This window comes from Streptomyces sp. NPDC028910, assembly GCF_055564955.1.
The window spans coordinates 81,829-104,440 of record NZ_JBVHVF010000012.1 but is presented as its reverse complement, the minus strand read 5'-3'; the positions used below and the strand labels follow the sequence as shown (position 1 = coordinate 104,440).

Here is a 22,612-nt window from a genome sequence, read left to right as displayed (position 1 = left end):
CATCACGTTCCCTTCCGCGCATGAACCATTTAGGGTTCGGGCACGTCCTCATGAACAACCTGGCACTGACGCCGGGGAGGATGGAACTGCGACAAGCGCACGACTGACAACGCGAAACCGTAAAGCAACGCAATACGGCTCCTTCGCCGCCAACCGGCAACAGCCGGCCAGCTTCGGAAGGAAGTTTCGAGGAAAAGCCGCGAGCGGGAACGTTTTCGGCCTGGTTGGATGTTGACCCTGGTACGACAGCTCGTCGAGCTAGAGAAGAGGCGACGTGACTACTGTTCTGACACCCGCGACCCCGCTGACGGCCGCTGACCGATGCGACCGTTGCGGCGCCCAGGCATATCTGCGCGTCGTCCTGCTGAGCGGCGGTGAACTGCTCTTCTGCGCCCACCACGGTCGCAAGTTCGAGCCGGAACTCAAGAAGATCGCCGCAGAAATACAGGATGAGACCGAGCGGCTCACGTCCGCTCCGGCTGCCAATGCCGAACCCGAGGACCGCTGACACAGGCCTGCACCTCGCATCCGACGAGCCAGGACCGGCCAGGCCGGTCGACGGGCGGCACCCCTGCGACCCAGGGATGCCGCCCGTCCTCGTATCCACACGTCCACGGCCGACCGTCCCCCAGGGACCGGCGGCCGCCGTACGGACGCTAGCCCGTGCGATGCCCCTGTACGGGCCCTGCGCCGGGTCCCGAGACCCTCGGAGCATGCCACGGGACCTCCGGGCCCCCTCTGGGCTGTGCGCCCTTGTCCGGGGCCCTCACGAAGCCGGCCAGCGGGGCGACGCGCGTATAGACCCCCGGGCTGTCGGCGCGCCCGCAGCCACGCCCCCACGAGACCAGCCCGATGAGCCGCCCCTGCGCCACCAGGGGCCCGCCGCTGTCGCCCTGGCAGGCGTCCTTGCCGCCCCCGCTGTCCCCCGCGCACACCATGGAGTCGGCGCGGTACTGCCCGTCCGCGTCCCCCGGGTAGGCGCGCGCACAGACGTCGTCCGCCAGGACCGTCACGGGCGCGGCCCGCAACGCGTACGCATAGTCACCGAAGCCGCTCGTGTCGCCCCAGCCGTACACCGCCGCTTCGGTCCCCGCGCCGTAGGCGGGATGACCCGCCTCCGCGATGGGGAGCACGTAAGGGGCCGGCACGGACTCGGCCAGTTCCAGGACGGCGAGGTCCCCGGCGTTGCTCGCCGGGTCGTAGGCCGGATTCACCCGGGCCCCGCGCACCGCGATCTCCTGGCCCTCGGCCGCCCCGAGCTCCGTACGCCCGGCGATCACCCGGAAATCGGACACGGACTCCACCGGGCCGCCCAGGACCTCGCGGCCCAGGCAGTGCGCCGCTGTCAGCACCTTGGTCGGGGCCACGATGACGCCCCCGCAGAACTGTCCGCCCCTCGTACCCCCGAACCGGTCACGGCTGGCGAGGGCCACGACCCACGGACTGTCGGCCACCTTCACCGGCTTCCCGCCGATCACCACGCTGTCCGCGGCCGCCTGCGGCACCTGGGCGAGCGGCGCCGCGGCCGCTCCCGCCGCCAGGGTCAGCGCGCCCGCCAGGGCATGGGCAAAGGGACGACGCATGAGGCCTCCTGACTCCGAGTGTGCATGACTCCACCCAGAGTGGGATGCCCGGTGGCCGAGCGCACCCGCGCGGCCACCGTCGCCCTGTTCGTCACCACGCCGTGGCCGGGCCGGCGGCGCCCTGACCGGTCAGTCCAGGTAGTCGCGCAGCACCTGGGAACGGGACGGGTGTCGCAGCTTCGACATCGTCTTCGACTCGATCTGGCGGATCCGCTCACGCGTGACCCCGTAGACCTTGCCGATCTCGTCGAGCGTCTTGGGCTGGCCGTCCGTGAGGCCGAAGCGCATCGAGACCACGCCGGCCTCGCGCTCGCTCAGGGTGTCGAGCACCGAGTGCAGCTGCTCCTGCAGGAGCGTGAAGCTCACGGCATCGGCCGGGACCACGGCCTCGGAGTCCTCGATCAGGTCGCCGAACTCGCTGTCGCCGTCCTCGCCGAGCGGCGTGTGCAGGGAGATCGGCTCGCGGCCGTACTTCTGCACCTCGATGACCTTCTCGGGGGTCATGTCGAGTTCCTTGGCCAGCTCCTCCGGGGTGGGCTCACGGCCCAGGTCCTGGAGCATCTGGCGCTGCACGCGGGCCAGCTTGTTGATGACCTCGACCATGTGCACCGGGATGCGGATGGTGCGGGCCTGGTCGGCCATGGCGCGCGTGATCGCCTGCCTGATCCACCACGTGGCGTACGTGGAGAACTTGTAGCCCTTGGTGTAGTCGAACTTCTCGACCGCGCGGATCAGGCCCAGGTTGCCCTCCTGGATCAGGTCCAGGAAGAGCATGCCGCGGCCGGTGTAGCGCTTGGCCAGGGAGACCACGAGGCGGAGGTTGGCCTCCAGCAGGTGGTTCTTCGCGCGGCGGCCGTCCTCCGCGATGATCTCCAGCTCGCGCTTGAGCTTGGGCGCCAGCTTGTCGGAGTTCGCCAGCTTGTCCTCGGCGAACAGGCCCGCCTCGATGCGCTTGGCGAGCTCCACCTCCTGCTCGGCGTTGAGGAGGGGGACCTTGCCGATCTGCTTGAGGTAGTCCTTGACCGGGTCTGCCGTGGCGCCGGCCACGACGACCTGCTGGGCGGGGGCGTCGTCCTCGTCGTCCGAGATCACGAAGCCCTTGTTCTCGCCGCCCTCCTCCTCTTCGTCGGCCTCGGCCTTCGCGGCTTCGGGACCCTCGTCCGGGGTCTCGTCGTCGCCGGCCTCGTCGGCGGACTTCTTGGAGGCGGTCTTCTTCGCCGCCGTCTTCTTGGCAGCGGTCTTCTTGGCGGGCGCGGCCTTCTTGGCCGCCGTCTTCTTCGCCGCCGCCTTCTTGGGGGCGGGCTCCGTTCCGGGCTCCTCCGCGAGGGCGTCCATGATCTCCGGGTCCACGGCCTCGGCTGCCGGAACCGCGGTGGCCGTGGTGGCCTCGGGCTGCGCCGTCGTCGTCTTGGCCGTCGACTTCTTGACGGGCTCGGTGGCTGTCCGCTTGGCCGGGCTCTTCGCTGCGACGCTCTTGCGGGTGGCGCGCTTGGGCGACTCCGCGGCACTGACCATCAGCGTCACACCCTCTTCCTCGAGGATCTGGTTGAGGCTGCGCAGAACATTCTTCCACTGGGTCGCAGGAATCTGGTCAGCCTCGAAGGCCCGACGCACGTCATCGCCGGCGATCTGCCCCTCGGCCTTGCCCCGCTCGATGAGCGCCATCACAGACTCGGAATCGGCGATCTCCGGCGGGAGCGTACGGGATGTGCTGGCCGACACGAACAACCTCTCGGAACGATGGAAACGGCTTCCGACCCCGGGCCTGGTGGTGCTGGACCGGAGCCGACGACCACCGACCGGGGTTGGGCCGGCGGCGCGGGCAGGGGCCGGGGAGCTGCACAGCACCCCCAAGGGCTGCTGTGTTCCCTCCGTCGGCCATCACCTCTTAGGTCATCGCGTGACCTCGCGGAGCGTTACGCCCAATCTTCGTGGCCCGAATCACACCCCGCATGCACGAATGCTGACCATAGGGGCATATCCGACTTTTCGACGAGGCCGAAACGCCGCGACAGAGCCCCCACATCGGTGTCGCCGGACCCGACCGGGCCCGGCGACATGTCCTGCACCCCCGCGCCCCGCGCGTCCGCCCGTCAGTGCTCGCGCGGGGCGGGGACCACGCGCTCGACCTCGGGGTGAACCGTCAGGAGCTGGCGCATGGCGTTCTCGGCGCCCGTCGCGTCCCCCGCGGCGAGGGCTTCGACCATCCGTGCGTGGTGCGCGACACAGGTCTCGCTCGGGCGGTCGCAGGCGGTGATCGGGCTGCCGGAGACCTGGAGGGCCGCCGAGACGATGCCGGAGAGGTGCTCCAGCATGCGGTTGCCGGCCACCTGGATGAGGAGCGCGTGGAACTCGTGGTCGGCCCGCGCGAAGGTGATCGAGTCGCCCTGGCCGAGGGCGTGGCCCATGATCTCGACCATGTCCGCGAGGCGCTGCTGGATGTCCGGTCGGCCGTGGCCGGCGGCGAGGCGGGCGGCGAGCGGTTCGATGGTCCAGCGGAGCTCGCCCAGCTCGCGGCGCTGATCGTCGCGCTGGGGCCCGAAGGCCCGCCACTCGATGATGTCGGGATCGAGCAGGTTCCAGTCGGCGACGGGGCGGACCCGGGTGCCGACGTTGGGCCGGGCACTGACGAGGCCCTTGGCCTCCAGGACGCGCAGCGATTCGCGGACGACCGTACGGGAGACCTCGAAGCGCTGGCCGATCTCCTCGGGGACCAGTGGGCGGTCCGCGCCGAGGTCGCCGGAGACGATCATCTGGCCGAGCTGCTGGACGAGTTGGCCGTGCAGTCCGCGGCCGCGGCTGCCTGCCGCGCGGCGGCCCACACGGCTCAACTCGACGTCGGCGCCGTCCCAGTGGGGCGCTCCGACGCGGTCGGACCCGGGGGCCTCCGCGTAGGGGTAGCGGTCGAGTTCGCCCGGGCCGGCGAGGCCGGAGTCTGCGTGGCGGGCGGCGGTCATCATGGTGTGCGCAAGGGTACTCACGAATCCTTTGTCGGCCGTGCCTCCATGACCCTTGAGGTCTTTGGTGAAAAGCACACGAAAGGGTGATCGGTGCCACCTACGCAATTGACGACTTATCGTAAAGAACCGGGCCTTTTGCGGGGAGTTGCGGTCCGCTTGACGCGACACGGACCGCAACGGTCCCGTCCATGACTTCTACGGCACCGGAATGATCACCAACGGACCCGGCTGCGCAGTCCGGTGAACCCATAGGCGCACAACAGGACCATCAGCGACAACACCAATGCCGTCCCGACGGGTTGAGCCATCACCCGTAGGGCCCCTACGAGCAGGCGGTCCGCCTCCGGCGGCCACTGCACCCAGCTCAGGCCCCGCAGGCGCGGTCCGAGCCCGGTCATCGGGTACGCGGACGAGCCCTCCAGAGCCTTGCGCACCAGCGGAACCACCATCACCGGTACCGCGAGCACCGCGGCCAGGCCCGCGGTGGCGGACCGGAAGACACCGGAGGCCAGTACGCCGGCCCAGGCGCAGCCGATGAGCAGTCCGGCCCAGCTCGCCGCCGGGGACAGCCACTGCGCCGGGGTGCGCAGCGGCCCGCTGTCGAAGACGAGCGCCAGGGCGGCGGCGTCGGCCGTCACGGCCAGGGCGCCCAGCAGCAGGGCGAGGACGGCGCAGATGCCGAGCTTGGCGGTGAGCAGCCCCATCCGGCGGGGCACGGTGCCACGGTCGGCGGCGAGTGCGGGGTAGCGGTACTCCTCGCCGAAGGCCAGCGCGCCGAGCAGTCCGGCGCCCAGGGCGGCGGGCGGCAGCGGCAGCAGCTCCGGCCAGGCGGCGAGCATCCGGCTCTGCGGGGTGTGCCCGGCCCGGGCCAGCACCAGGGCGGTGAGGACGGAGACCGCGACGACGAGGACGGCGGTGAGGACGGGGGTGGCGGTGCCGAAGACCCGGAGCAACTCGTAGCGCAGCGGCCGCAGCGGCCCCCCGACGCGGCGCACGGCCGAGGCGGGTCGCCGGTAGCGGGCGTGCCGGGCGAAGCCTCCGGAGGTCTCGGCGATGGCCTCGCCGGACTCCGGGGGCGTCCCGGACGCGGCGCGGGCATGCGGGACCGGCGCCGCCGGTGCGCCGGCGTCACCCGTCTCGTCGGCGAGCTGGTGGACCAGCACGCCGTGCCGGAACGCCGCCTCGCCGACCTCGGCGCAGTTGCTGCCGTACACCGACAGGCGACTGCCACTCTCCGCGACGATCTCCACCGAACGCTGGGCGGCCCGGGCCTCCCGGCCCAGTACGTCGGCCAGCCGGGCCGCGTGCGGGGTGCGCACCGCGACCCGCGGGCGCAGCCGGGTCCGGGCGAACTCGGCGGCGTCCTGGTCGGCGACGAGCCGGCCCGCCGCGATGCTGACGACCCGATCGGCGCTACGGGCCGCCTCCTTGGCGTCGGCGGTGGTGAAGAGCACCGCTCCGCCCAGGGAGGCGTGGCCGCGCAGCAACCCGTGCAGCCAGCCGCGTTCGCGGGGGGAGAGTCCGGCGGCGGGCTCGTCCAGCAGCAGGGTGCACGGATCGGCGAGCAGCGCCGAGGCCAGGGCGACCCGGCGTTCCATGCCGAGCGAGAGCGAGCCGAGCCGCTGGTCCCGCAAGCCCGCGATGCCGACGACCTCCAGCATCGTGTCGGCCCGGGAGGCCGGCACGCCGGCGGCGGCGCAGAGCATCCGCAGCTGGTTACGGACGGTCCGCGCGGGATGGCCGGGAACGTCGCCGAGCAGCACGCCGACCTCACGGCCGGGGTGGGGGATCCGGTGCAGCGGGCGGCCGCGGAAGTAGGTGACGCCGCGGCCCGGTTCGAGTTCGAGCATGAGCCGCAGCGCGGTGGTCTTGCCCGATCCCGGCTCGCCGAGCAGGGCGGTCACGCTCCCCGGGCGGGCCTCGAATGTGAGGTCGTCCACGAGGGGCGGGGCGTCGGGGCGGGGGTTGCTGGTGAGTCCGATGGCCTGGAGCATCGCTTCTCTCGCGGGGGGTGAGACCGCTCTGCGGCAGGGTGAATACCGCAAGCAAGATAACGCGATATGTCCGATTTTCGGCGCAACCGGTCCGATGGAATGTCGATATCGCCGTCAGGCTCGGTACGGATGGCGGGCTCGGGCCCCGGCCCGGCGCCGTTAAGCGCCCCGCTCTCGGCGCGCATGTCGCGGTGTCAGACTTCTGGGCGCAGCATCGGCGGGTTGAGGAGGGTGGCCCCACCCGCGCGGAACAGCTGGGCCGGCCGCCCGCCCTGACGGGTCGTCGTCCCTCCGGCCGGCACCAGGAACCCGGGGGTTCCGGTGACCTTGCGGTGGAAGTTGCGCGGGTCGAGGGCCACACCCCAGACGGCCTCGTACACCCGGCGCAGCTCGCCGACGGTGAACTCGGGCGGGCAGAAGGCAGTGGCCAGCGAGGAGTACTCGATCTTCGAGCGGGCCCGCTCCACACCGTCGGCGAGGATCCGGGCATGGTCGAAGGCGAGCCCCGTGGAGGCCTCGTCGGTGGCGGCCAGCAGCTCGTCGACGGGGGCCCAGCGCGCGCTGTTGGCATCGCCCCCGGCGCGCGGAGCCGGCAGGTCCGGAGCCAGCACCAGATGCGCCACGCTGACGACCCGCATCCGCGGATCCCGTTTCGGATCGCCGTAGGTGGCCAGCTGTTCGAGGTGCGCTCCGTTGCCCGCGCCGGGCAGGCCGGGGTCGTGCGCGCACAGGCCGGTCTCCTCGGAGAGCTCCCTGGCGGCGGCCGCCGCCAGGTCCTCGTCCCCGCGGACGAATCCGCCGGGCAGCGCCCAGCGTCCCTGGAACGGCTGCTCACCCCGGCGGACGACCAGCGCGCAGAGCGCGTGGCGCCGCACGGTGAGCACGACCAGGTCGACGGTGACGGCAAAGGGCGGATAGGCCGACGGGTCGTAGGGCGACATGACGCGATCATAGTCGTCTGCCTGACGATAAACAGCGCTTTGGTGACCTTGAAGACACGGTTCCGGAGGCTGAGCGTCCCTGGTCGTTCCGGCTGTCCGGTTTGATCGGCAAGGCGGTCACAGCACTAGCCTCCCAATTGGAGCGCATCGGCTGCCTCCTCCACCATGCCGAGGCCGAGCCGGCTGATCCGGACGGCGAAGGGCTCCCCCGACACGCGCAGGCCGGAGAGCCGGAGAGCGCCGAGGGGCGCGCCGGGCAGGGGGACGAGGGCGACCGTGCCCGCGGGGGCGTCGGGGCGGATCCCGGCGAGGGCGGTCAGGACGTGGACCCCTGCGGCCGCGGCCACGGCGGCCGGACGGCAGGCCGCCGGATGCGGGACGGGGGCGCTGGCGGCGGTGCGCTGCTCGGCCGCGAACATCTCCGGCAGCCGGTACCCGAAGGTCTCCGCCGCGTCCAGCAGCCCTCTGATCAAGCCCGCGGCCTCCTTGTCGAAGCCTGCCTGGGCCAGGCCCGCCACGGCCACGGCGCTCTCGTACGCCCGCACCGCGCCCGAGCGGTGGCCGTACGGGTTGTACCCCGGCTCCCGGGCGGCCATGCTCCGCAGGCCCCATCCGGAATCCATGGCGGGGGCTCCGAGCAGCCGGGCCAGCTGCTCGGCGCGGGCCCGGTCCAGGAGCCCTGGTGCGAGCCGGCCACCACCGAGCAATCCGGTGTCGAGCAGGTGGGCGGCAGCCCCCGTCAACCGCGGCAGTGGCCGTCCGTCGGGATGCAGGGCCGAAGCGGGCCGGCCGCCGTCCGGCCCGTCGATCCAGAACCCGGTCCGGAAGCGCTCCCGCAACGCGGCCGCCCACTCCCGCCACTCCTCGGCGCCGGGCCGCCCGCCCGCGTCGAGGAGGTCCGCGCCGAGCACGGCGGCCCGGTGGGCGTGGGCCTGGGTCTCGCAGCGCCGCGGACCCGGGTCGGGATCGGCCAGGAAGCCGTCCTCCCCCAGAGCGCCGCGCAGCCAGTCGAGGCACCGCTCGGCGGCCGGGAGCAGTCGGGCCACCTCCTCTTCCGGCATGCCCCAGAGCCGGGCTTCGGCGAGGACCGCGGGGAAGGCCAGGGTCGCCTCCGTGCCCGTGCACCCGGGCGGAAGCTGCGGGCCCGCTCCGCGCAGCGGCCCCGGGATCTTTCCGGCGTCGGCCCCGCGTCCGCCGGTCTGGGCCCGGGCCAGGACGCGCAAGGTGGCCGCCGCGAGCCCGGTGCCGAGCGGCAGCGCCATCCGGGCGGCCCAGATCGACTCCGCCGGGGCCAGTCCCAGCCGCCATGGCACGCCCGCTCCCGCGAAGGCGTCGCCCGGCTCCTCGGGGTCCCTCAGGAGCAGTGCGCCCAGGTCTTCGAGGCTGGTCCGGAACCATGCCTCGGCTCTCGGGTCGTCCCCTTCCGCCCGGGCATCGGCCAGCGGGTTGGCCACCTGCCCGGCGCAGGCCCGCACCACCCGGTCCTGCGTGGTCCGCAGCTCGATGGTGCGGGATTCCCCGGGGCCCAGCTCGAGTTGCCAGCGCAGCAGCCCCGCCGAGGCCAGCGCGTCGTCCGGCGGCGGCTCGGCGGCGGTGACGGCCTGCGCCTCGCCGGTGCTCCAGCGCAGCCCGGCCGCGTGCACTCCGGCGGGCAGCTCCGGCCCGGCCCGGCCGGCGGCGACGGCGGCCAGCTCGGCCAGGTCGGTGCCGAGCAGTACCTCCACGGGGAGGCGTACCGGCCGGGCGGAGAAGCTGCGCAGGGTGATCCGCTCGGTGCCGTCCGCGTGCCGGACCCGTTCCACGCCGATGTCCGGGTCGGGGCCGGGCTCGGCCCCGGTGCGCACCGTCGCCGTGAAGGCGGCCCGGTCGGCGCCGAGGCTGCGTCCCTGGACGGCGACCGGGTCCCGGCCGCCGACGCGCAGCACGCAGCGGGAGAGCAGCCGGCGCCCGGACCGGTAGATCCCGTCGATCCCCCGCCCGGTCAGCTGGCCGTGCTCCGGCGAGATGACCAGACAGGGCGCGGCGACGCAGATGACGGCGCCGTGCACGGGCGGCAGTTCGGGCCTGCGGGCGGCGGGCACGCCGGGTGGGCGGGGAGGTGCGGGGTGAGACATGTGTCGCCTTGTCTGCGCTCCGGTCGGTTGAGCTGGGCGGCGGCGTGGCCGGACCCCCACCACCCCCCAGCTGAACGCCCCCACCCCCGCCCGGGTCACGGGCCCGGGCGCCGACCGGGCGAGCCCGGGACGAAGCCCGCGCCGCGGGTTCGGGACCAAAACGCTCGGGAGCAGGCGCATCGGACCACCGCGCGAGGGCCGGCGCGCGTTCACTGCTCACTCCCCGCCGTGCGGCGGGACCCGCGACGGGTCGCCGTCCGGCCCTTGCGGCCGGGGGGACGCGTACCGGCCGCGGAGCGGCCCCTGCAGGGCTCGCGGCGGCGCCGCTCCTCGCGCAGGCACTGCCGGAGCCCCTCGGGGTCGATTCCCTCGTTGCACGCGTGGTGGAGCAGCTGGGCGAAGCGGTACTCGGCGTCCGCCCGCAGGGCCAGACCGAAGGCGATCCGGGCGGTCGGTTCGTCACCGGTGGACCAGGAGACCCAGCCGGCGAGGGTGAGGGGGGCCGCGGCGTGCTCCCCGTAGGCCCCGACGCAGCGGCGGGCGAGGGCCCGCCACAGCCGCAGGGCGGGGGCCGCCTCCTCGTCCTCCATCCACTCGGCCGCGATGTCCCGGATCTCGCGGTCCTGGAGGCCGAGGATCAGAGAGGCGGCCTCGTCGTGGCCGAGCAGCGCGTCGTCCCAGTCGTCGGCGTGGGAACCGCCTTCGAGGGGCGGGGCCAGGGTCATGCGCCGCATCAAGGCCTGCGCCAGGGTGATGGTCTCGGCACCGACCTCCTCCCGGGTGGCCCCGTCGAGGATCCTCGGCATGAGGGCGGCGGCGGCCCGGTCCAGGGCCCTTTCCGCCTCGTCGGCCACGGCCCCGCGCAGCGGTGCCAGCCTGCCCTCGATCTCCTTGAGGGAGCCGCGGACCTGGAGCCCGGCGAACGTCGCCGCCGCGGCCATCACCGAGGTGCCGACCGCGGCCAGCCGACTGCCCTCGGCCGGGCAGCACCGCTCGTCGGGGCACACGTAGGACCAGAATCGGCCGGCGGAGAGGCACAGGGCTTCCAGTACGGGCACGTCCAGTGCGCCGCAGGCCAGCCGGATCCGTTGGGCGAGTGGCCGTAGCCGGGTCATCACCCGCTGACCGCTCTCCTCTCCGCGCGGTTCCTGGCAGAGGTAGACGACGATGCCGTCGGGCTTTTCGCCGCGCCGCTCGCTGCCCCGGATCAGGCAGTCCGCGACCTGGCGGGCGGTGTCCTCCCATTCCGCGGGCGTGGTGGGGATGCCGACGCGGAGACGGCCGCCGAAGCGCCCGCCTTCTCCGTGCACGGCGACCATGACGAGGGAGTCGGTCGGGTGGAAGCCGAGCATGTAGGGCAGCGCGTCGGCCAGTTCGGCCGGGCTGCGCAGGGTGATCTGGGGTCCGGTGCCGGCTCCGGCCGGGTTGATGGAGGGCCGGTCGGACGGGGTGCGTGATTCGTGGTTGTTCGTCATGTCACGAAGGTCCCGTGCATGATCCGATCCGGAAAGCCCTGTGGATAACTGTTGACGCTTCAATATCCACAGGCGCCGAGCGCCATTGGCGCGATGTCACAGGCATCAGGTTGCATGGGGGCATGAACCCAGACCTGAGGTCCTCGGCCGACTCCGTACTAGCCCGTCTCGTGGGCGACCCCACGGGGACCGCTCGGCTGCGGGAGGACCAGTGGCGGGCGATCGAGGCACTCGTCGCGCACAAGCGGCGGGCGCTGGTGGTGCAGCGCACGGGCTGGGGCAAGTCCGCGGTGTACTTCGTCGCCACCTCGCTCCTGCGGGCGAGCGGCGCCGGCCCCACTGTGATCGTCTCCCCGCTCCTCGCTCTGATGCGCAATCAGGTCGAAGCGGCGGCCCGGGCCGGGATCCACGCCCGCACCATCAATTCCGCCAATCCCGAGGAGTGGGAGGGGATCCAGGCGGAGGTCGCGGCGGGTGAGGTCGACGTCCTACTGGTGAGCCCCGAGCGGCTCAACAATCCCGACTTCCGCGATCAGGTCCTCCCCAAGCTCTCCGCCGCGACCGGCCTGCTCGTGGTGGACGAGGCCCACTGCATCTCCGACTGGGGACACGACTTCCGCCCCGACTATCGCCGCCTGCGCACGATGCTGGCCGACCTTCCGCCCGGTGTCCCGGTCCTCGCCACGACCGCCACGGCCAACGCCCGCGTGACCGCCGACGTCGCCGAACAGCTGGGCACCGGAGCCGGCACGGACGCACTGGTGCTGCGGGGCCCGCTGGACCGCGAGAGCCTCAGCCTGGCGGTCCTGACCCTGCCCGACGCGGCGCACCGGCTGGCCTGGCTCGCCGACCACCTCGGCGAGCTGCCCGGCTCCGGGATCATCTACACGCTGACGGTGGCGGCGGCCGAGGAGGTCACCGCGTACCTGCGCCACCGCGGGCACACGGTGGCCTCGTACACCGGCAGGACGGAGAACGCGGACCGCCAGCAGGCCGAGGACGACCTCCAGGCGAACCGGGTCAAGGCGCTGGTGGCCACCTCCGCCCTCGGGATGGGCTTCGACAAGCCCGACCTGGGCTTCGTGGTGCACCTGGGCTCACCTTCGTCCCCCATCGCCTACTACCAGCAGGTCGGCCGCGCCGGCCGTGGTGTGGAGCACGCGGAGGTCCTGCTGCTCCCCGGCCGGGAGGACGAGGCGATCTGGCAGTACTTCGCCTCGGTGGCCTTCCCCCCGGAGGAGCAGGTGCGGCGCACCCTCGACGTCCTGGCCCAGGCCGGACGGCCGCTGTCGCTGCCCGCCATCGAGCCGCTGGTCGATCTGCGCCGCACCCGGTTGGAGACCATGCTCAAGGTCCTCGACGTGGACGGCGCCGTGCACCGCGTCAAGGGTGGCTGGACCTCCACGGGCGAGCCGTGGGCCTACGACGCCGAGCGTTATGCCTGGGTGGCCCGCCAGCGGGCCGCCGAGCAGCAGGCCATGCGCGACTACGCGGCGACCACGGAATGCCGGATGGAGTTCCTGCGCCGCCAGCTCGACGACGAGGAGGCCGCGCCCTGCGGCCGCTGTGACAACTGCGCCGGGGCCCGGTTCACCGTGGAGGTCTCCGCCACCGCGCTCGACACCGCGCGCGGCGAGCTCGGCCGCCCGGGCGTGGAGCTGGAGCCCCGCAAGATGTGGCCGACCGGGCTCGCGGCGGTCGGCGTCGACCTCAAGGGCCGCATCCCCGCCGGGGAACAGGCCTCGACGGGCCGGGCCCTGGGCCGGCTGTCCGACATCGGCTGGGGCAACCGGCTGCGCCCGATGCTCGCCCCGCAGAGTCCGGACCAACCGGTTCCGGATGACGTAGCGCAGGCCGTGGTCGCGGTACTCGCCGACTGGGCCCGGGGTCCCGGCGGATGGGCCTCCGGGGCGCCGGGCGCACCGGCCCGGCCGGTGGGCGTGGTCGCCCTGCCTTCGCGCAGCCGACCCCAGTTGGTCGGTTCACTGGCCGCGCGGATCGCCGAGGTCGGGCGCATGCCCCTGCTCGGCACGGTCGCGTATACGGCCCAGGCTCCGGAGTTCGGGCCGGCGACCTCGAACAGCGCCCAGCGGGTGCGGCAGCTCCACCAGTCCCTGACCGTGCCCCCGGAGCTGGCCGCCGCGCTGGCGGAGGCCGCGGGCCCGGTGCTCCTCGTGGACGACCGCGCGGAGAGCGGGTGGACCCTCGCGGTGACGGCCCGGCTGCTGCGCCGGGCGGGCGCGAAGGGGGTGTTCCCGCTGGTGCTGGCGCTCCAGGGATAGCCGAATGCGTCATCCTCGGCGTGGCGGGGCAAGGATATGAACGGCATACCGGGGAATTCCGGTCGGCGGCCTCAATTGCTCGTTGCCGCATGCTCAGAAGCCACGCGAGAATTGGAGTGCTCCCGCTCGGCTCCTCGGCACTCTCCTGGGCCGCGCTGCGGCGCGCCCAGACTCCAGCCGTGCCCGTCCGCGGGCGTGCACCCGAAGGGAGGACCGTGACCTTCGGATTCGCGCCGCCCTCGACCACGTCCCTGACAACGGCCACCGGCGGGGCCAGCCGGCACGGCAGGCTGCTGGAACCAGCGGAATGGACGGCTGCGGGCATTCCCCTGCTCCGCAATCCGCGCGAGGTCGTCAGCGGACTGCACTCCCGGCACAGCCCCGTGCCCTCGACAGCGGTGATAGCCGTCCTCGGCCCTGAGGAGCGGCTCGTGGCGAGCGCCTCCTTCGTGCAGCGGTCGACGTCGGCCGACGGCTGGGAGTACCGCAACGCCCTGCTGTCCCGGCTGCGCCGGATCCTCCCGCACGACCTGCGGCGACGGACCCCGGTGCGGACGGCGGTACTGCTCTACTGCCGCGAGGGCGACGAGCGGTGGACCCAGGAGGACGGGGCGTGGATGTGGGGGCTGCGGGACGCCTGCACCCTGCACGGCCTGCGCTGCGGCGCGTACATCACGCTGACCCGCGCCGGCTGGCAGGTGCTGGGCGAGGGCCGTGGCGGCCGGCGCCCCAGCTCGGAATCGCGGCCGCAGCGCCTTGGCGACACCGTGGCCGAGTTCGCTCCGCTCGCCCTGCACACCGGCGTAGGCGCGGTCGAGGCCCTGCGCCGGACCGCCGCACGCTGAAACCCCGTACGACGCGCACGGTTCGGCGGGCAGGCCTCACGTCCGTACACCCGACACCGGGCGTACGGCGGATCAGGCCCCGCTCCTCTGCCCGCACTTCAGTTCCGGCTTCAGTTCCGGCTTCAGCTCCGTCGTCACCTCAGACTTCAGCTCGGACTTCAGCTGAGACTTCAGCTCGGGCCTCATCACGGACGGGCTTCAGCGGGGCCGGCACGAGGCCCGCCCCGCCCCTCGCCCGCGCCGGGGTACAGGGCGTCAGACGCCCGCACCCAGCACGGAGTTGATCTGCTGCGGGTCACCGCACACGATCAGCAGCGCACCCGCCCGGGTGAGCGCGACCGGCAGGGCGCCCGCGATCGTGTCGACCGGTCCGCCATTGGCCGCGAAGACCACGACGGGACGGCCGGCGGCGCGCTGCACCTGCGCCGCGTCCGCGTAGAAGACGTCGTCCCCGGCGTCGTGCAGGGCCCAGTACGCGGCCTCGCCGAAGGACAGCTCGTGCGCGGCCCACGGGTGCGGGTCGCCGCTGGTGAGCACCAGGATGTCACCGGGCGCGCGCCCGGTGTCGAGCAGCAGGTCGACGGCCTCTTCGGCCGCGTCCAGCGCGCCCTCGGCGGAGGCCGGGATCAGCTGGATCTGCGGCACCGCCGCGGAGACGGACGGTGCGGTGGAGGCGGCGGCAGCAGGGGCTGCGGGAACGGGTCCGGGGGTGGCCTGCGGTGCGCGCTGCGCGGGCGGTGCGGGCCGGGCGGGACCGGGGCGACCGGGCCGCGGTACGGCGGCGGGACGCGGACCAGGTACAGGGCGGGGGGTCTGCGCGGTGCGGCTCGCGGCCGGCGTGACGCGGGGACCCTGGGCACTCTCGTGAATCTGAGGCTCCTCGATGGCGGGTGTGAGAGGCGTGAGTTGATATCTATCAAACACCGGTACGAAACGTACCGGCCGGTGGCACATGGGTGCGATCAGAAATCGAAGCCGAGTTGGCCTCCGTTTTCCAGCTCCATCGATTCCTCGCTGCGGCGCACCTTCTTGAGGTGGCGCCAGCGGGGCAGCGCGTCGAGGTACGCCCACGACAGCCGGTGGTAGGGGGTTGGCCCCAGTTCCTCCAGCGCCGCCCGGTGCACGGGCGAGGGATATCCGGCATTGGCGGCGAAGGCGAAGTGCTCGATCCCACCGCCCGGTTCGCCGAGTTCGGCCATCATGCGGTCGCGGCGCACCTTGGCGATGACCGAGGCCGCGGCGACGGCGATGCAGGACTGGTCGCCCTTGATCACCGTACGGACCTGCCAGGGCGAGCCGAGATAGTCGTGCTTGCCGTCGAGGATCACCGCGTCGGGCCGCACCGGCAGCGCGTCCAGGGCGCGCTCTGCCGCGAGTCGCAGAGCGGCCGTCATCCCCAGTTCGTCGATCTCCTCGGGCGAGGCGTGCCCGAGGGCGTACGCGGTGACCCAGCCCTCCAGGACGTCGAGCAGGGCGTCGCGCCGCTTGGGTGTGAGCAGTTTGGAGTCGGTGAGCCCGGCGGGCGGCCGGCGCAGACCGGTGATCGCCGCACACACGGTGACGGGACCGGCCCAGGCCCCTCGTCCGACTTCGTCGACCCCGGCGATGACCTTGGCGCCGGTGGTTGCACGGAGGGAGCGTTCGACGGCGTGGGTGGGTGCTTCGTACGGCATGGCGCCAGCAAGGTTACGCCGCCCCGAGCCGACTGCACACCCCCGCCCGGGTTGCACCCGCCTCCGATACGGCAGGTGCCCCGCTCCGCGCGTCCCTCGCGGCGCCCGCGACGTCTCACGCCCTGAGCAGCGGCACCATCACCTCGTCGATCAACTCCGCGATCTCCGCATCCTTCCATTCGCTACCGCACACCTTGGCGCGGTACATCAGCATCGCCGGAATGACATCCACGACAAACGGACCAGTCGCGTCCGGCCGCACGTCACCTCGCTCGATTCCGCGAAGCACAAGCTCCCTGATCAGCCGCTGGGCCGGCTCGTGGAGACCGGACCAGATGACTCCGTGGAACCGGTCCGTATGCACGTGGTCGCATTCGTGAAGCACCGAGCGCAGCGCCTGCCCGGTACGTGAATGCATGACGTCCCGGGTGCGCACGCACAGCAGGTAAAGGTCCTCGCGGATCGAGCCGTGGTCGGGAATCTCACCGATCTGTGGCAGACCGGTCCGCAGCGCATGGGCGACCAGGTCCGCCTTGGACGGCCAGCGCCGGTAGAGCGCGGCCTTCCCGGTGTGCGCGCCGGCCGCGACACCCTCCATGGTGAGCGCGTTCCAGCCGACCGTGCTCAGTTGCTCCAACGCGGCGTCGAGAATCGCCCGTTCGAGTTCGGGACCGCGCCTGCGCCCCGGCGACGCCGCCGACCAGCGCGAACCGACCATCTCCCCACCTCCGACCGCCTTGCGCGCCCGCCGCACGTATTTTCAGCCTTAGTGAACGCTTGTGTTCCCTAAGGCTCGACTCCTACCGTGGGCCCGTAGTGAACGACTACGTTCACTATTTCACTTTGGGGGGGATCCTCAGTGACAAGCTCTCAACTCGCCACACCTCGGATACCGGGGGCGGCCCGCCGGGAGGGGCGCCCCGGAGTGGCGCTCGCCGTCATCGCCGCATGTCAGCTCATGGTCGTCCTCGACGCGACGATCGTGAACATCGCGCTCCCGCACATCCAGAGCGCCCTGGACTTCACCACCACCGACCTCTCCTGGGTGCTCAGCGCCTACACCCTCACCTTCGGCGGCCTGCTGCTGCTCGGCGGCCGGGCCGGCGACATCCTGGGCCGGCGCAGCGTGTTCCTCGCCGGCATCCTGCTCTTCACCCTGGCCTCCCTCCTCGGCGGCTTCGCCCAGGAGCCCTGGCACCTGCTCGCCGCCCGCGCCCTGCAAGGGGTCGGCGGCGCGATCGCCTCCCCGACCTCGCTCGCCCTGATCACCACGACCTTCGCCGAAGGCCCGGAACGCAACCGGGCCTTCGGGGTGTTCGCCGCCGTCTCCGCGGGCGGCGGCGCGATCGGCCTGCTCGCCGGCGGCATGCTGACCGAGTGGCTCGACTGGCGCTGGGTCCTCTTCGTCAACGTGCCGATCGGCGTGCTGATCGCGGTCCTCACCCCGCTCTACATCACCGAGTCCGAGCGCCACCCCGGCCGCTTCGACATCGCCGGAGCCCTCACCTCCACCGGCGGCATGGCCTCGCTCGTCTACGGCTTCATCCGCGCCTCGGAGGAGGGCTGGCGCGACCCCCTGACCGTCGGCTCGTTCGCCGCGGCCCTCGTCCTGCTCGCGCTCTTCGTCCTCGTCGAGTCGCGCGCCCGCGAGCCGATCATCCCGCTGCGCATGTTCGCCGACCGCAACCGCACCGGCACCTACGTGATCATGCTCGCCCTGGCCGCGGCGATGTTCGGCATGTTCTTCTTCATCGTCCAGTTCGTGCAGAACGTGCTGGGCTTCTCCCCGATCCAGTCCGGGGTCGGCTTCCTGCCCGTGACGGTCGCCATCGTCACCGCCGCCGGTCTCTCGCAGCGTTTCCTGCCGCGCTTCGGTCCCAAGCCCTTCATGGTCATCGGATCCGCGCTCACCGGAACCGGGCTCGCCTGGCTGGCCTTCATCCAAACCGACAGCTCGTACGTCTCCGGGGTGCTCGGACCGATGCTGCTGTTCGGTTTCGGCATGGGCCTCAACTTCGTGACCCTCACCCTCACCGCCGTCTCCGGGGTGGCCCCGAAGGAGGCCGGCGCGGCGTCCGGGCTGCTCAACGCCAGCCAGCAGGTCGGCGGCTCGCTGGGCCTGTCCATCCTGGTCACCGTCTTCGGCACGGCCAGCCGCACCGAGGCCGACCAGCAGATCCCGGCCTTCATGGCGCAGGCCGATCCCGACGGGGTGGCCGCCTTCAAGGAGACCGGGCAGCTGCCCGACCCGTGGGGTGACCTCGTCCTCGCCCAGGGCATCTCCACCGCCTTCATCGCCGCGGTGGCGATGGCGGGCCTCGCCCTGGCCACCGCCCTGCTGGTGATCCGCGTGCGCAAGAGCGACGTGGACGCCCTGGCCGGCGCCGCCGCGCAAGGCGGTCCGGCCGCCTGAGCACGGCCTGCCGTACGAGGGCCCGGGCGCGGGACCGCTCCCCGTGCCCGGGCCCTCGTACGTACTCCCTCTGCGCCGGCTAGTACTCGGTGCGGCTGCCGAAGGCGCCCAGGCGCGAACAGACCTCGTACGAGGCGGTCACCGGACGCTCGCGCAGGATCTGCCGGGCCCGGTACTCGCCCATGCTCATGGCGTACCAGGGGACGTCTCCGGCCTTGGTCACCTCGTCGTTGATCCCGCGCAGGGCGCAGGACCGCTGGGGCTCGGGCAGCCGGTCCAGGGCGGGCACGGCGTCCGCCGACAGCGACTGGAAGTAGGCCAGGTCGATCTTCTTGTCCGTCCCGAAGCGGGCCACGTTCCGCTCGGCGACCATGCCGTCCGGGGACAGCAGGCCGAAGGCCAGCACAGCGGCCGCCGCGCTGCCGGCGACCGCGCGCGGCAGCCAGCGCGCACCGAACACCCCGGCCGCCATGATCAGTACGATGACCAGCCCGAGCCACAGCTCCATCGCGGCCACCGACACACGCAGCCTGGTCAGCCCGTACGCGTCCACGTAGAGGTCCATCCGGCGCAGCGCGGCGGCGACGACGACCAGCGTCAGCGCGCACAGCACCCCGAGGACGACACGGACGAAGCGCCGGTCGCCGGCTCCGGAGCGCGGAGCCCAGCGCAGGGCGAGAGCGATCACGGCGAGGGTGAGCAGTGTGGCCCAGAGCAGCTGCCAGAAGCCCTGGCGGGCGTATTCGGCGTAGGTGAGGCCGGTGCTCTGCAGGACCTTGTCGTAGCCCCCGAACAGGACGGCCAGCTGGACGGCGTTGAAGCCTGCGAAGAGCAGGTTGAGCACGACGAGCGGAAGGGCCCATTCGACCCGGGAGCGCGGCTTGCCGGGGGCGACCTTGATCCGGTCCCAGCGCAGGGGGGCCGCGGCGGCGCGGGCTGCGGCGAGCGCGAGGAGCGTGCCGAGCAGGAAGAGCAGGAACCGGATGGGCCCGTCCCCGATCGAGACGTCGGGCATCAGGCCGCCGAGGAGATCGGCGAAGGCGGCGTCGGCGGAGGCGAACAGCGTGCCGAAGAGCACCAGCAGGGCCACGGCCACACCGGCCGCCTTGGCCACGGGCAGCCAGCGGTCCTTGCTGACGCCACCGCGCGACCTCAGCCCCACCCAGGCCCAGCCGACCCCGGACACGGCAGCGTCGAAGAAGCCGAGCGGGCTGAGCAGGACGCCGGGCCAGGTACGGCTGCCGTGCAGGGCGAGCGCGCCCAGCAGGACGGCGGACAGGATCGCGAGGGTGGACGGCCACGCGGAGTCGCGCAGGGCGGGTACGGCGAGGAGGGCGAGGCAGCCGATCGCCCACACCACGCTCCAGGCCCGGGCCGAACGACGGGCCGTGCGGGCGGCGACGTACGCGGCGACGACGGCGGGCACCACCGCGACCAGCAGGCCGGGACCCATGCCGTCGCCGAGGAGCAGGGCGGAGGCCAGGCCCGCGAGAAGGGCGGCGACGATGGTCGCGGTCCGGACGGGGGCGGCCTCGGCGGGGCGCACCAGCGTGGCCCACGTGGGCGAAGCGGAGGCCTTCGCGCGGGCGGTTGCCCGTGCACGCTGCTCCGGCGACTGCCAGGCCTGCCACGCGGCGGCGTCGGCGGGCACGCCTGACGGTGGACCGGCCACGCCGGCGGGTCCTGGCCCGGCCACGTCCGGACGTGCGGGCGAATCCCCGGCTGTGGCCTCCGCGTTGACCGCGGCTTTGGACTGGGCTTCGTCCGCCCCGCCGGTGTTCTCTGACATCGGTTCCCTCCCCTGTCGGCCACCCCGTCGTTCCGGTGGGGAGGCGAAGCCGACAGCGTAGGCCGATGCCATGCAGTTTTGAACAGGCTCAAAAGATCCCTGTGGCAGGACCGTGACAATCGGAACGGGATATTTCGCCCGCCTCGGACGTACGGACTCAAGGGCTGCCACGAACCAACGGACACCCCGACCCCGACACCCGACACCCGGACACCCGGACACCCGGGCGCCCCGGCCGAACACCCGCTAGCGCGCCGCCGTCTTCGGAAGCCAGGCCGGCAGTGCCTCGGTGCGCGCCAGCCACGCGGCCGGCAGCACCGCGTCCCCGCGCGCCCCCAGCACCCCGCCGACGATCGCGCAGGTCGTGTCGACGTCCCCGCCCACCTGCGCGGTGGTCCAGAACGCCCGCTCGTAGTCGTCCAGCGCACGCGCCGCCGACCAGAGGGCGAAGGGCACGGTGTCATGGGCGCTCGTGCGGCGCCCGCAGCCCAGAACCGCCGCGACCGTGGTCGCGTCGCCGTAGTCCAGCATGTCCCGCGCCCGCCGCAGCCCGGCGCCCACCGCGCTGCGCGGCACCAGCGCGATCACCCCGTCCAGCAGGTCGGAGGCCTTCGGCGGCGCTTCCGTGGCCGCGGCCAGCGCCGCCGCCGCGGCGACGGCCATCGCCCCGCACACGGCCTCGCGGTGCTGGTGGGTGGTGTAGGCGGAGATCTCCGCCTGGTGCGTGGCCTGCTCGGGGTCGTCGGCGTACCAGGCGCCCAGCGGCGCGATGCGCATGGCGGCGCCATTGCCCCACGAGCCCTGCCCGTTGAAGAGTTCGGCGGCCAGCGTGCGCCAGTCCTCGCCCTCGCGGATCAGGCGCAGCATCCGGTTCACGGCAGGCCCGTAGCCCCGGTCGAAGTCGTGGTGGTGGGCGAAGGAACGCGCGAGCGCGTCCTGGTCGATCCGTCCGTGTTCGGCCAGCACGGCCACCACCGAGCAGGCCATCTCGGTGTCGTCGGTCCACTGCCAGGTCTCGGTGCCGGAGGGCAGCTCTCGCCGCTTGAGCAGCGGGTAGTTCACGGGGACGAAGTACTGGGAGCCCAGGGCGTCACCCAGCGCCAGCCCGCGCAGGCTGGACATGGCGCGTGCGTAGCGCCGCTCGGGAGTGGAATCAGGGGTCATCGCGGGTCACTCTAGCCGTCCAGGTCATAAGGCTCGGGTGTGGTCCACCGCTCAAATGGGCGGTCCAACCGGTACCGGCCGTCCGGGCCGAGCAGCAGCATCCGGAATTCACCGTTGCCGGGATTGGACAGGGCCTCGAATTCGGCCACCGACCAGTGGAACCAGCGCATGCAGAACAGCCGCATCGTCAGCCCGTGCGTCACCAGCAGCACGTTCTCGGGATGGTCCGGGGCCTCGAAGCTGCGGTAGAGACTTTCCAGGAAGGCGCCCACCCTGTCGTACACGTCGGCCCCCGACTCGCCCTGCGCGAACCGGTAGAAGAAGTGTCCGTACGCGTCCCGGTACGCCTTCTGCAGCCGTACGTCGTCCCGGTCCTGCCAGTTCCCCCAGTCCTGCTCGCGCAGCCTCGGCTCCTCGCGGACTCGCACGCGTGAGGGATCCAGCCGCAGCTCCCGGAAGGTCTGCAGGGTGCGGCGGTACGGGGAGACGTACGCGCTGATCGTCTCGCCGCCGAAGAGCTCGCGCAGCCGTACCCCGGCCGCCGCCGCCTGCTCGCGCCCGGTCCGGGTCAGCCGCAGGGCGTGGTCGGGCTCCCGCTCGTACACCGAGTCGTCGGCGTTTCCCTCCGATTCCCCGTGCCGGACTAGGACGATGCGCCGTGGTCGAACCATCCCACGACCCTATTCGGCCACCGGCCGGCCGGCCGCCCGGGCACGCCGGTCGGCCTGGCGGTCGTCGTACGGTCATACCGTCCAGGAGGGTTCGAGGTCGACGACGTCACCGGTGAGGGCCTCGACATCGGCCTGGATCTGGGCGCGCAGGGACAGCCGCTCGACCCGCTCCTGCCGGTACTTGCCGTGCTCGGCGGCGGCGTGCCACATCGACAGCACCAGGAACTCCCGGCCCGGGGCCTCCCCGAAGAGGCCGCGGATCATCCCGGGCGAGCCCGCCATGGCCGGATTCCACACCTTCTCCTGCATGAGGGCGAAGTGGTCGACCCGGCCCTCCCGGACCCGGGTGTGCGCGACCCGCACGACGTCGGCATCGGTGAAGCGCGGCTCGAAGCCCGTCTTCACGTCGAAGCGGTGATCGAAGAGGGTGACTCGCGCATCGGTGTAGGTGCCGTTCTGGGCGGCGGCCAGCCGGTCGTGCGAGCGGGCCATGAAGGAGTCGTAGAAGGACCGGCTCTCCCAGAACGCGAAGACATGCGCGACCCCCTGCCGGCCCCGGCTCCAGCCGCCGCCCTGCCCCCGGAATCCCGGCTCGCCCGGCAGCCCCGCCCATTTTCGCTGCCCGCGCTCGAACCCGCGTCGGTCCGTCACCGTGCAGCGAATCCACTTGACCAGCACTGCGCCATCGTACGGGCCCGGCGCGGCCCG

The 22,612-nt window shown here is 72.8% G+C and carries 18 protein-coding genes; 4 read left to right on the top strand and 14 right to left on the bottom strand.

Going from position 1 to position 22,612, the window contains the following annotated elements; all coding sequences use genetic code 11:
- The first annotated feature begins 274 nt into the window (after positions 1–274).
- The gene (locus ACZ4TV_RS17125) at positions 275–508 is read left to right on the top strand and encodes a DUF7455 domain-containing protein (protein WP_030016583.1); all 234 of its coding nucleotides are present in this window, start codon (positions 275–277) and stop codon (positions 506–508) included.
- A gap of 148 nt (positions 509–656) precedes the next feature.
- Here ACZ4TV_RS17125 and ACZ4TV_RS17120 read toward each other — a convergent pair whose 3' ends face one another.
- The 7 genes from ACZ4TV_RS17120 to ACZ4TV_RS17090 all read right to left on the bottom strand — a co-directional run bounded on the left by ACZ4TV_RS17120 (position 657) and on the right by ACZ4TV_RS17090 (position 11,067).
- Positions 657–1,583, bottom strand: coding sequence for a serine protease (locus ACZ4TV_RS17120; protein WP_468135371.1), 927 nt, complete (start codon positions 1,581–1,583; stop codon positions 657–659).
- A 129-nt stretch (positions 1,584–1,712) separates the two neighbouring features.
- Positions 1,713–3,311 (bottom strand): RNA polymerase sigma factor, encoded by a 1,599-nt coding sequence (locus tag ACZ4TV_RS17115; RefSeq protein ID WP_468135369.1) that lies wholly within the window; start codon positions 3,309–3,311, stop codon positions 1,713–1,715.
- A 365-nt stretch (positions 3,312–3,676) separates the two neighbouring features.
- Entirely contained in the window at positions 3,677–4,618 is a 942-nt protein-coding gene (locus ACZ4TV_RS17110) for a FadR/GntR family transcriptional regulator (RefSeq protein WP_468135367.1), read from the bottom strand.
- A gap of 137 nt (positions 4,619–4,755) precedes the next feature.
- Entirely contained in the window at positions 4,756–6,537 is a 1,782-nt protein-coding gene (locus ACZ4TV_RS17105) for an ATP-binding cassette domain-containing protein (protein ID WP_468135365.1), read from the bottom strand.
- A gap of 194 nt (positions 6,538–6,731) precedes the next feature.
- Positions 6,732–7,478 (bottom strand): NUDIX hydrolase, encoded by a 747-nt coding sequence (locus tag ACZ4TV_RS17100; RefSeq protein WP_468135363.1) that lies wholly within the window; start codon positions 7,476–7,478, stop codon positions 6,732–6,734.
- Positions 7,479–7,603: 125 nt separating this feature from the next.
- Positions 7,604–9,592, bottom strand: a complete 1,989-nt coding sequence (locus tag ACZ4TV_RS17095) for a glycogen debranching N-terminal domain-containing protein (RefSeq protein WP_468135361.1) — start codon at positions 9,590–9,592, stop codon at positions 7,604–7,606.
- A 209-nt stretch (positions 9,593–9,801) separates the two neighbouring features.
- Positions 9,802–11,067: a DUF4192 domain-containing protein gene (locus ACZ4TV_RS17090; RefSeq protein ID WP_468135359.1), complete on the bottom strand. Its 1,266-nt coding sequence runs from the start codon at positions 11,065–11,067 to the stop codon at positions 9,802–9,804.
- A gap of 122 nt (positions 11,068–11,189) precedes the next feature.
- Here ACZ4TV_RS17090 and ACZ4TV_RS17085 point away from each other — a divergent pair, with 122 nt between their 5' ends.
- Both ACZ4TV_RS17085 and ACZ4TV_RS17080 read left to right on the top strand, forming a co-directional pair.
- Positions 11,190–13,349: a RecQ family ATP-dependent DNA helicase gene (locus tag ACZ4TV_RS17085; RefSeq protein WP_468135357.1), complete on the top strand. Its 2,160-nt coding sequence runs from the start codon at positions 11,190–11,192 to the stop codon at positions 13,347–13,349.
- 215 nt (positions 13,350–13,564) lie between these two features.
- Positions 13,565–14,194, top strand: a complete 630-nt coding sequence (locus ACZ4TV_RS17080; protein WP_468135355.1) for a hypothetical protein — start codon at positions 13,565–13,567, stop codon at positions 14,192–14,194.
- 255 nt (positions 14,195–14,449) lie between these two features.
- On the opposite strand, the gene ACZ4TV_RS17075 is transcribed toward ACZ4TV_RS17080, so the two are convergent.
- From ACZ4TV_RS17075 to ACZ4TV_RS17065, 3 genes are all read right to left on the bottom strand, one after another.
- Positions 14,450–15,148: a hypothetical protein gene (locus ACZ4TV_RS17075; protein WP_468135353.1), complete on the bottom strand. Its 699-nt coding sequence runs from the start codon at positions 15,146–15,148 to the stop codon at positions 14,450–14,452.
- Positions 15,149–15,156: 8 nt separating this feature from the next.
- Positions 15,157–15,867 (bottom strand): ribonuclease HII, encoded by a 711-nt coding sequence (locus ACZ4TV_RS17070; protein WP_468135351.1) that lies wholly within the window; start codon positions 15,865–15,867, stop codon positions 15,157–15,159.
- 115 nt (positions 15,868–15,982) lie between these two features.
- A complete protein-coding gene (locus ACZ4TV_RS17065; RefSeq protein ID WP_468135349.1) occupies positions 15,983–16,585 on the bottom strand; it encodes a TetR/AcrR family transcriptional regulator in 603 nt (200 codons plus the stop codon).
- Between the two features lie 141 nt (positions 16,586–16,726).
- Between ACZ4TV_RS17065 and ACZ4TV_RS17060 the strand changes: the two genes are divergently transcribed.
- Positions 16,727–18,280, top strand: coding sequence for an MFS transporter (locus tag ACZ4TV_RS17060; protein ID WP_468135347.1), 1,554 nt, complete (start codon positions 16,727–16,729; stop codon positions 18,278–18,280).
- A 79-nt stretch (positions 18,281–18,359) separates the two neighbouring features.
- Here the strand turns inward: ACZ4TV_RS17060 and ACZ4TV_RS17055 are convergent, their stop codons facing one another.
- The 4 genes from ACZ4TV_RS17055 to ACZ4TV_RS17040 form a co-directional block, all read right to left on the bottom strand.
- A complete protein-coding gene (locus tag ACZ4TV_RS17055; RefSeq protein ID WP_468135345.1) occupies positions 18,360–20,069 on the bottom strand; it encodes a DUF4153 domain-containing protein in 1,710 nt (569 codons plus the stop codon).
- Between the two features lie 246 nt (positions 20,070–20,315).
- Positions 20,316–21,233, bottom strand: a complete 918-nt coding sequence (locus ACZ4TV_RS17050) for an ADP-ribosylglycohydrolase family protein (protein WP_468135343.1) — start codon at positions 21,231–21,233, stop codon at positions 20,316–20,318.
- 11 nt (positions 21,234–21,244) lie between these two features.
- Positions 21,245–21,904 (bottom strand): histidine phosphatase family protein, encoded by a 660-nt coding sequence (locus ACZ4TV_RS17045; RefSeq protein ID WP_468135341.1) that lies wholly within the window; start codon positions 21,902–21,904, stop codon positions 21,245–21,247.
- 72 nt (positions 21,905–21,976) lie between these two features.
- Positions 21,977–22,582, bottom strand: a complete 606-nt coding sequence (locus ACZ4TV_RS17040; protein ID WP_215144515.1) for a YdbC family protein — start codon at positions 22,580–22,582, stop codon at positions 21,977–21,979.
- Positions 22,583–22,612 lie beyond the last annotated feature (30 nt).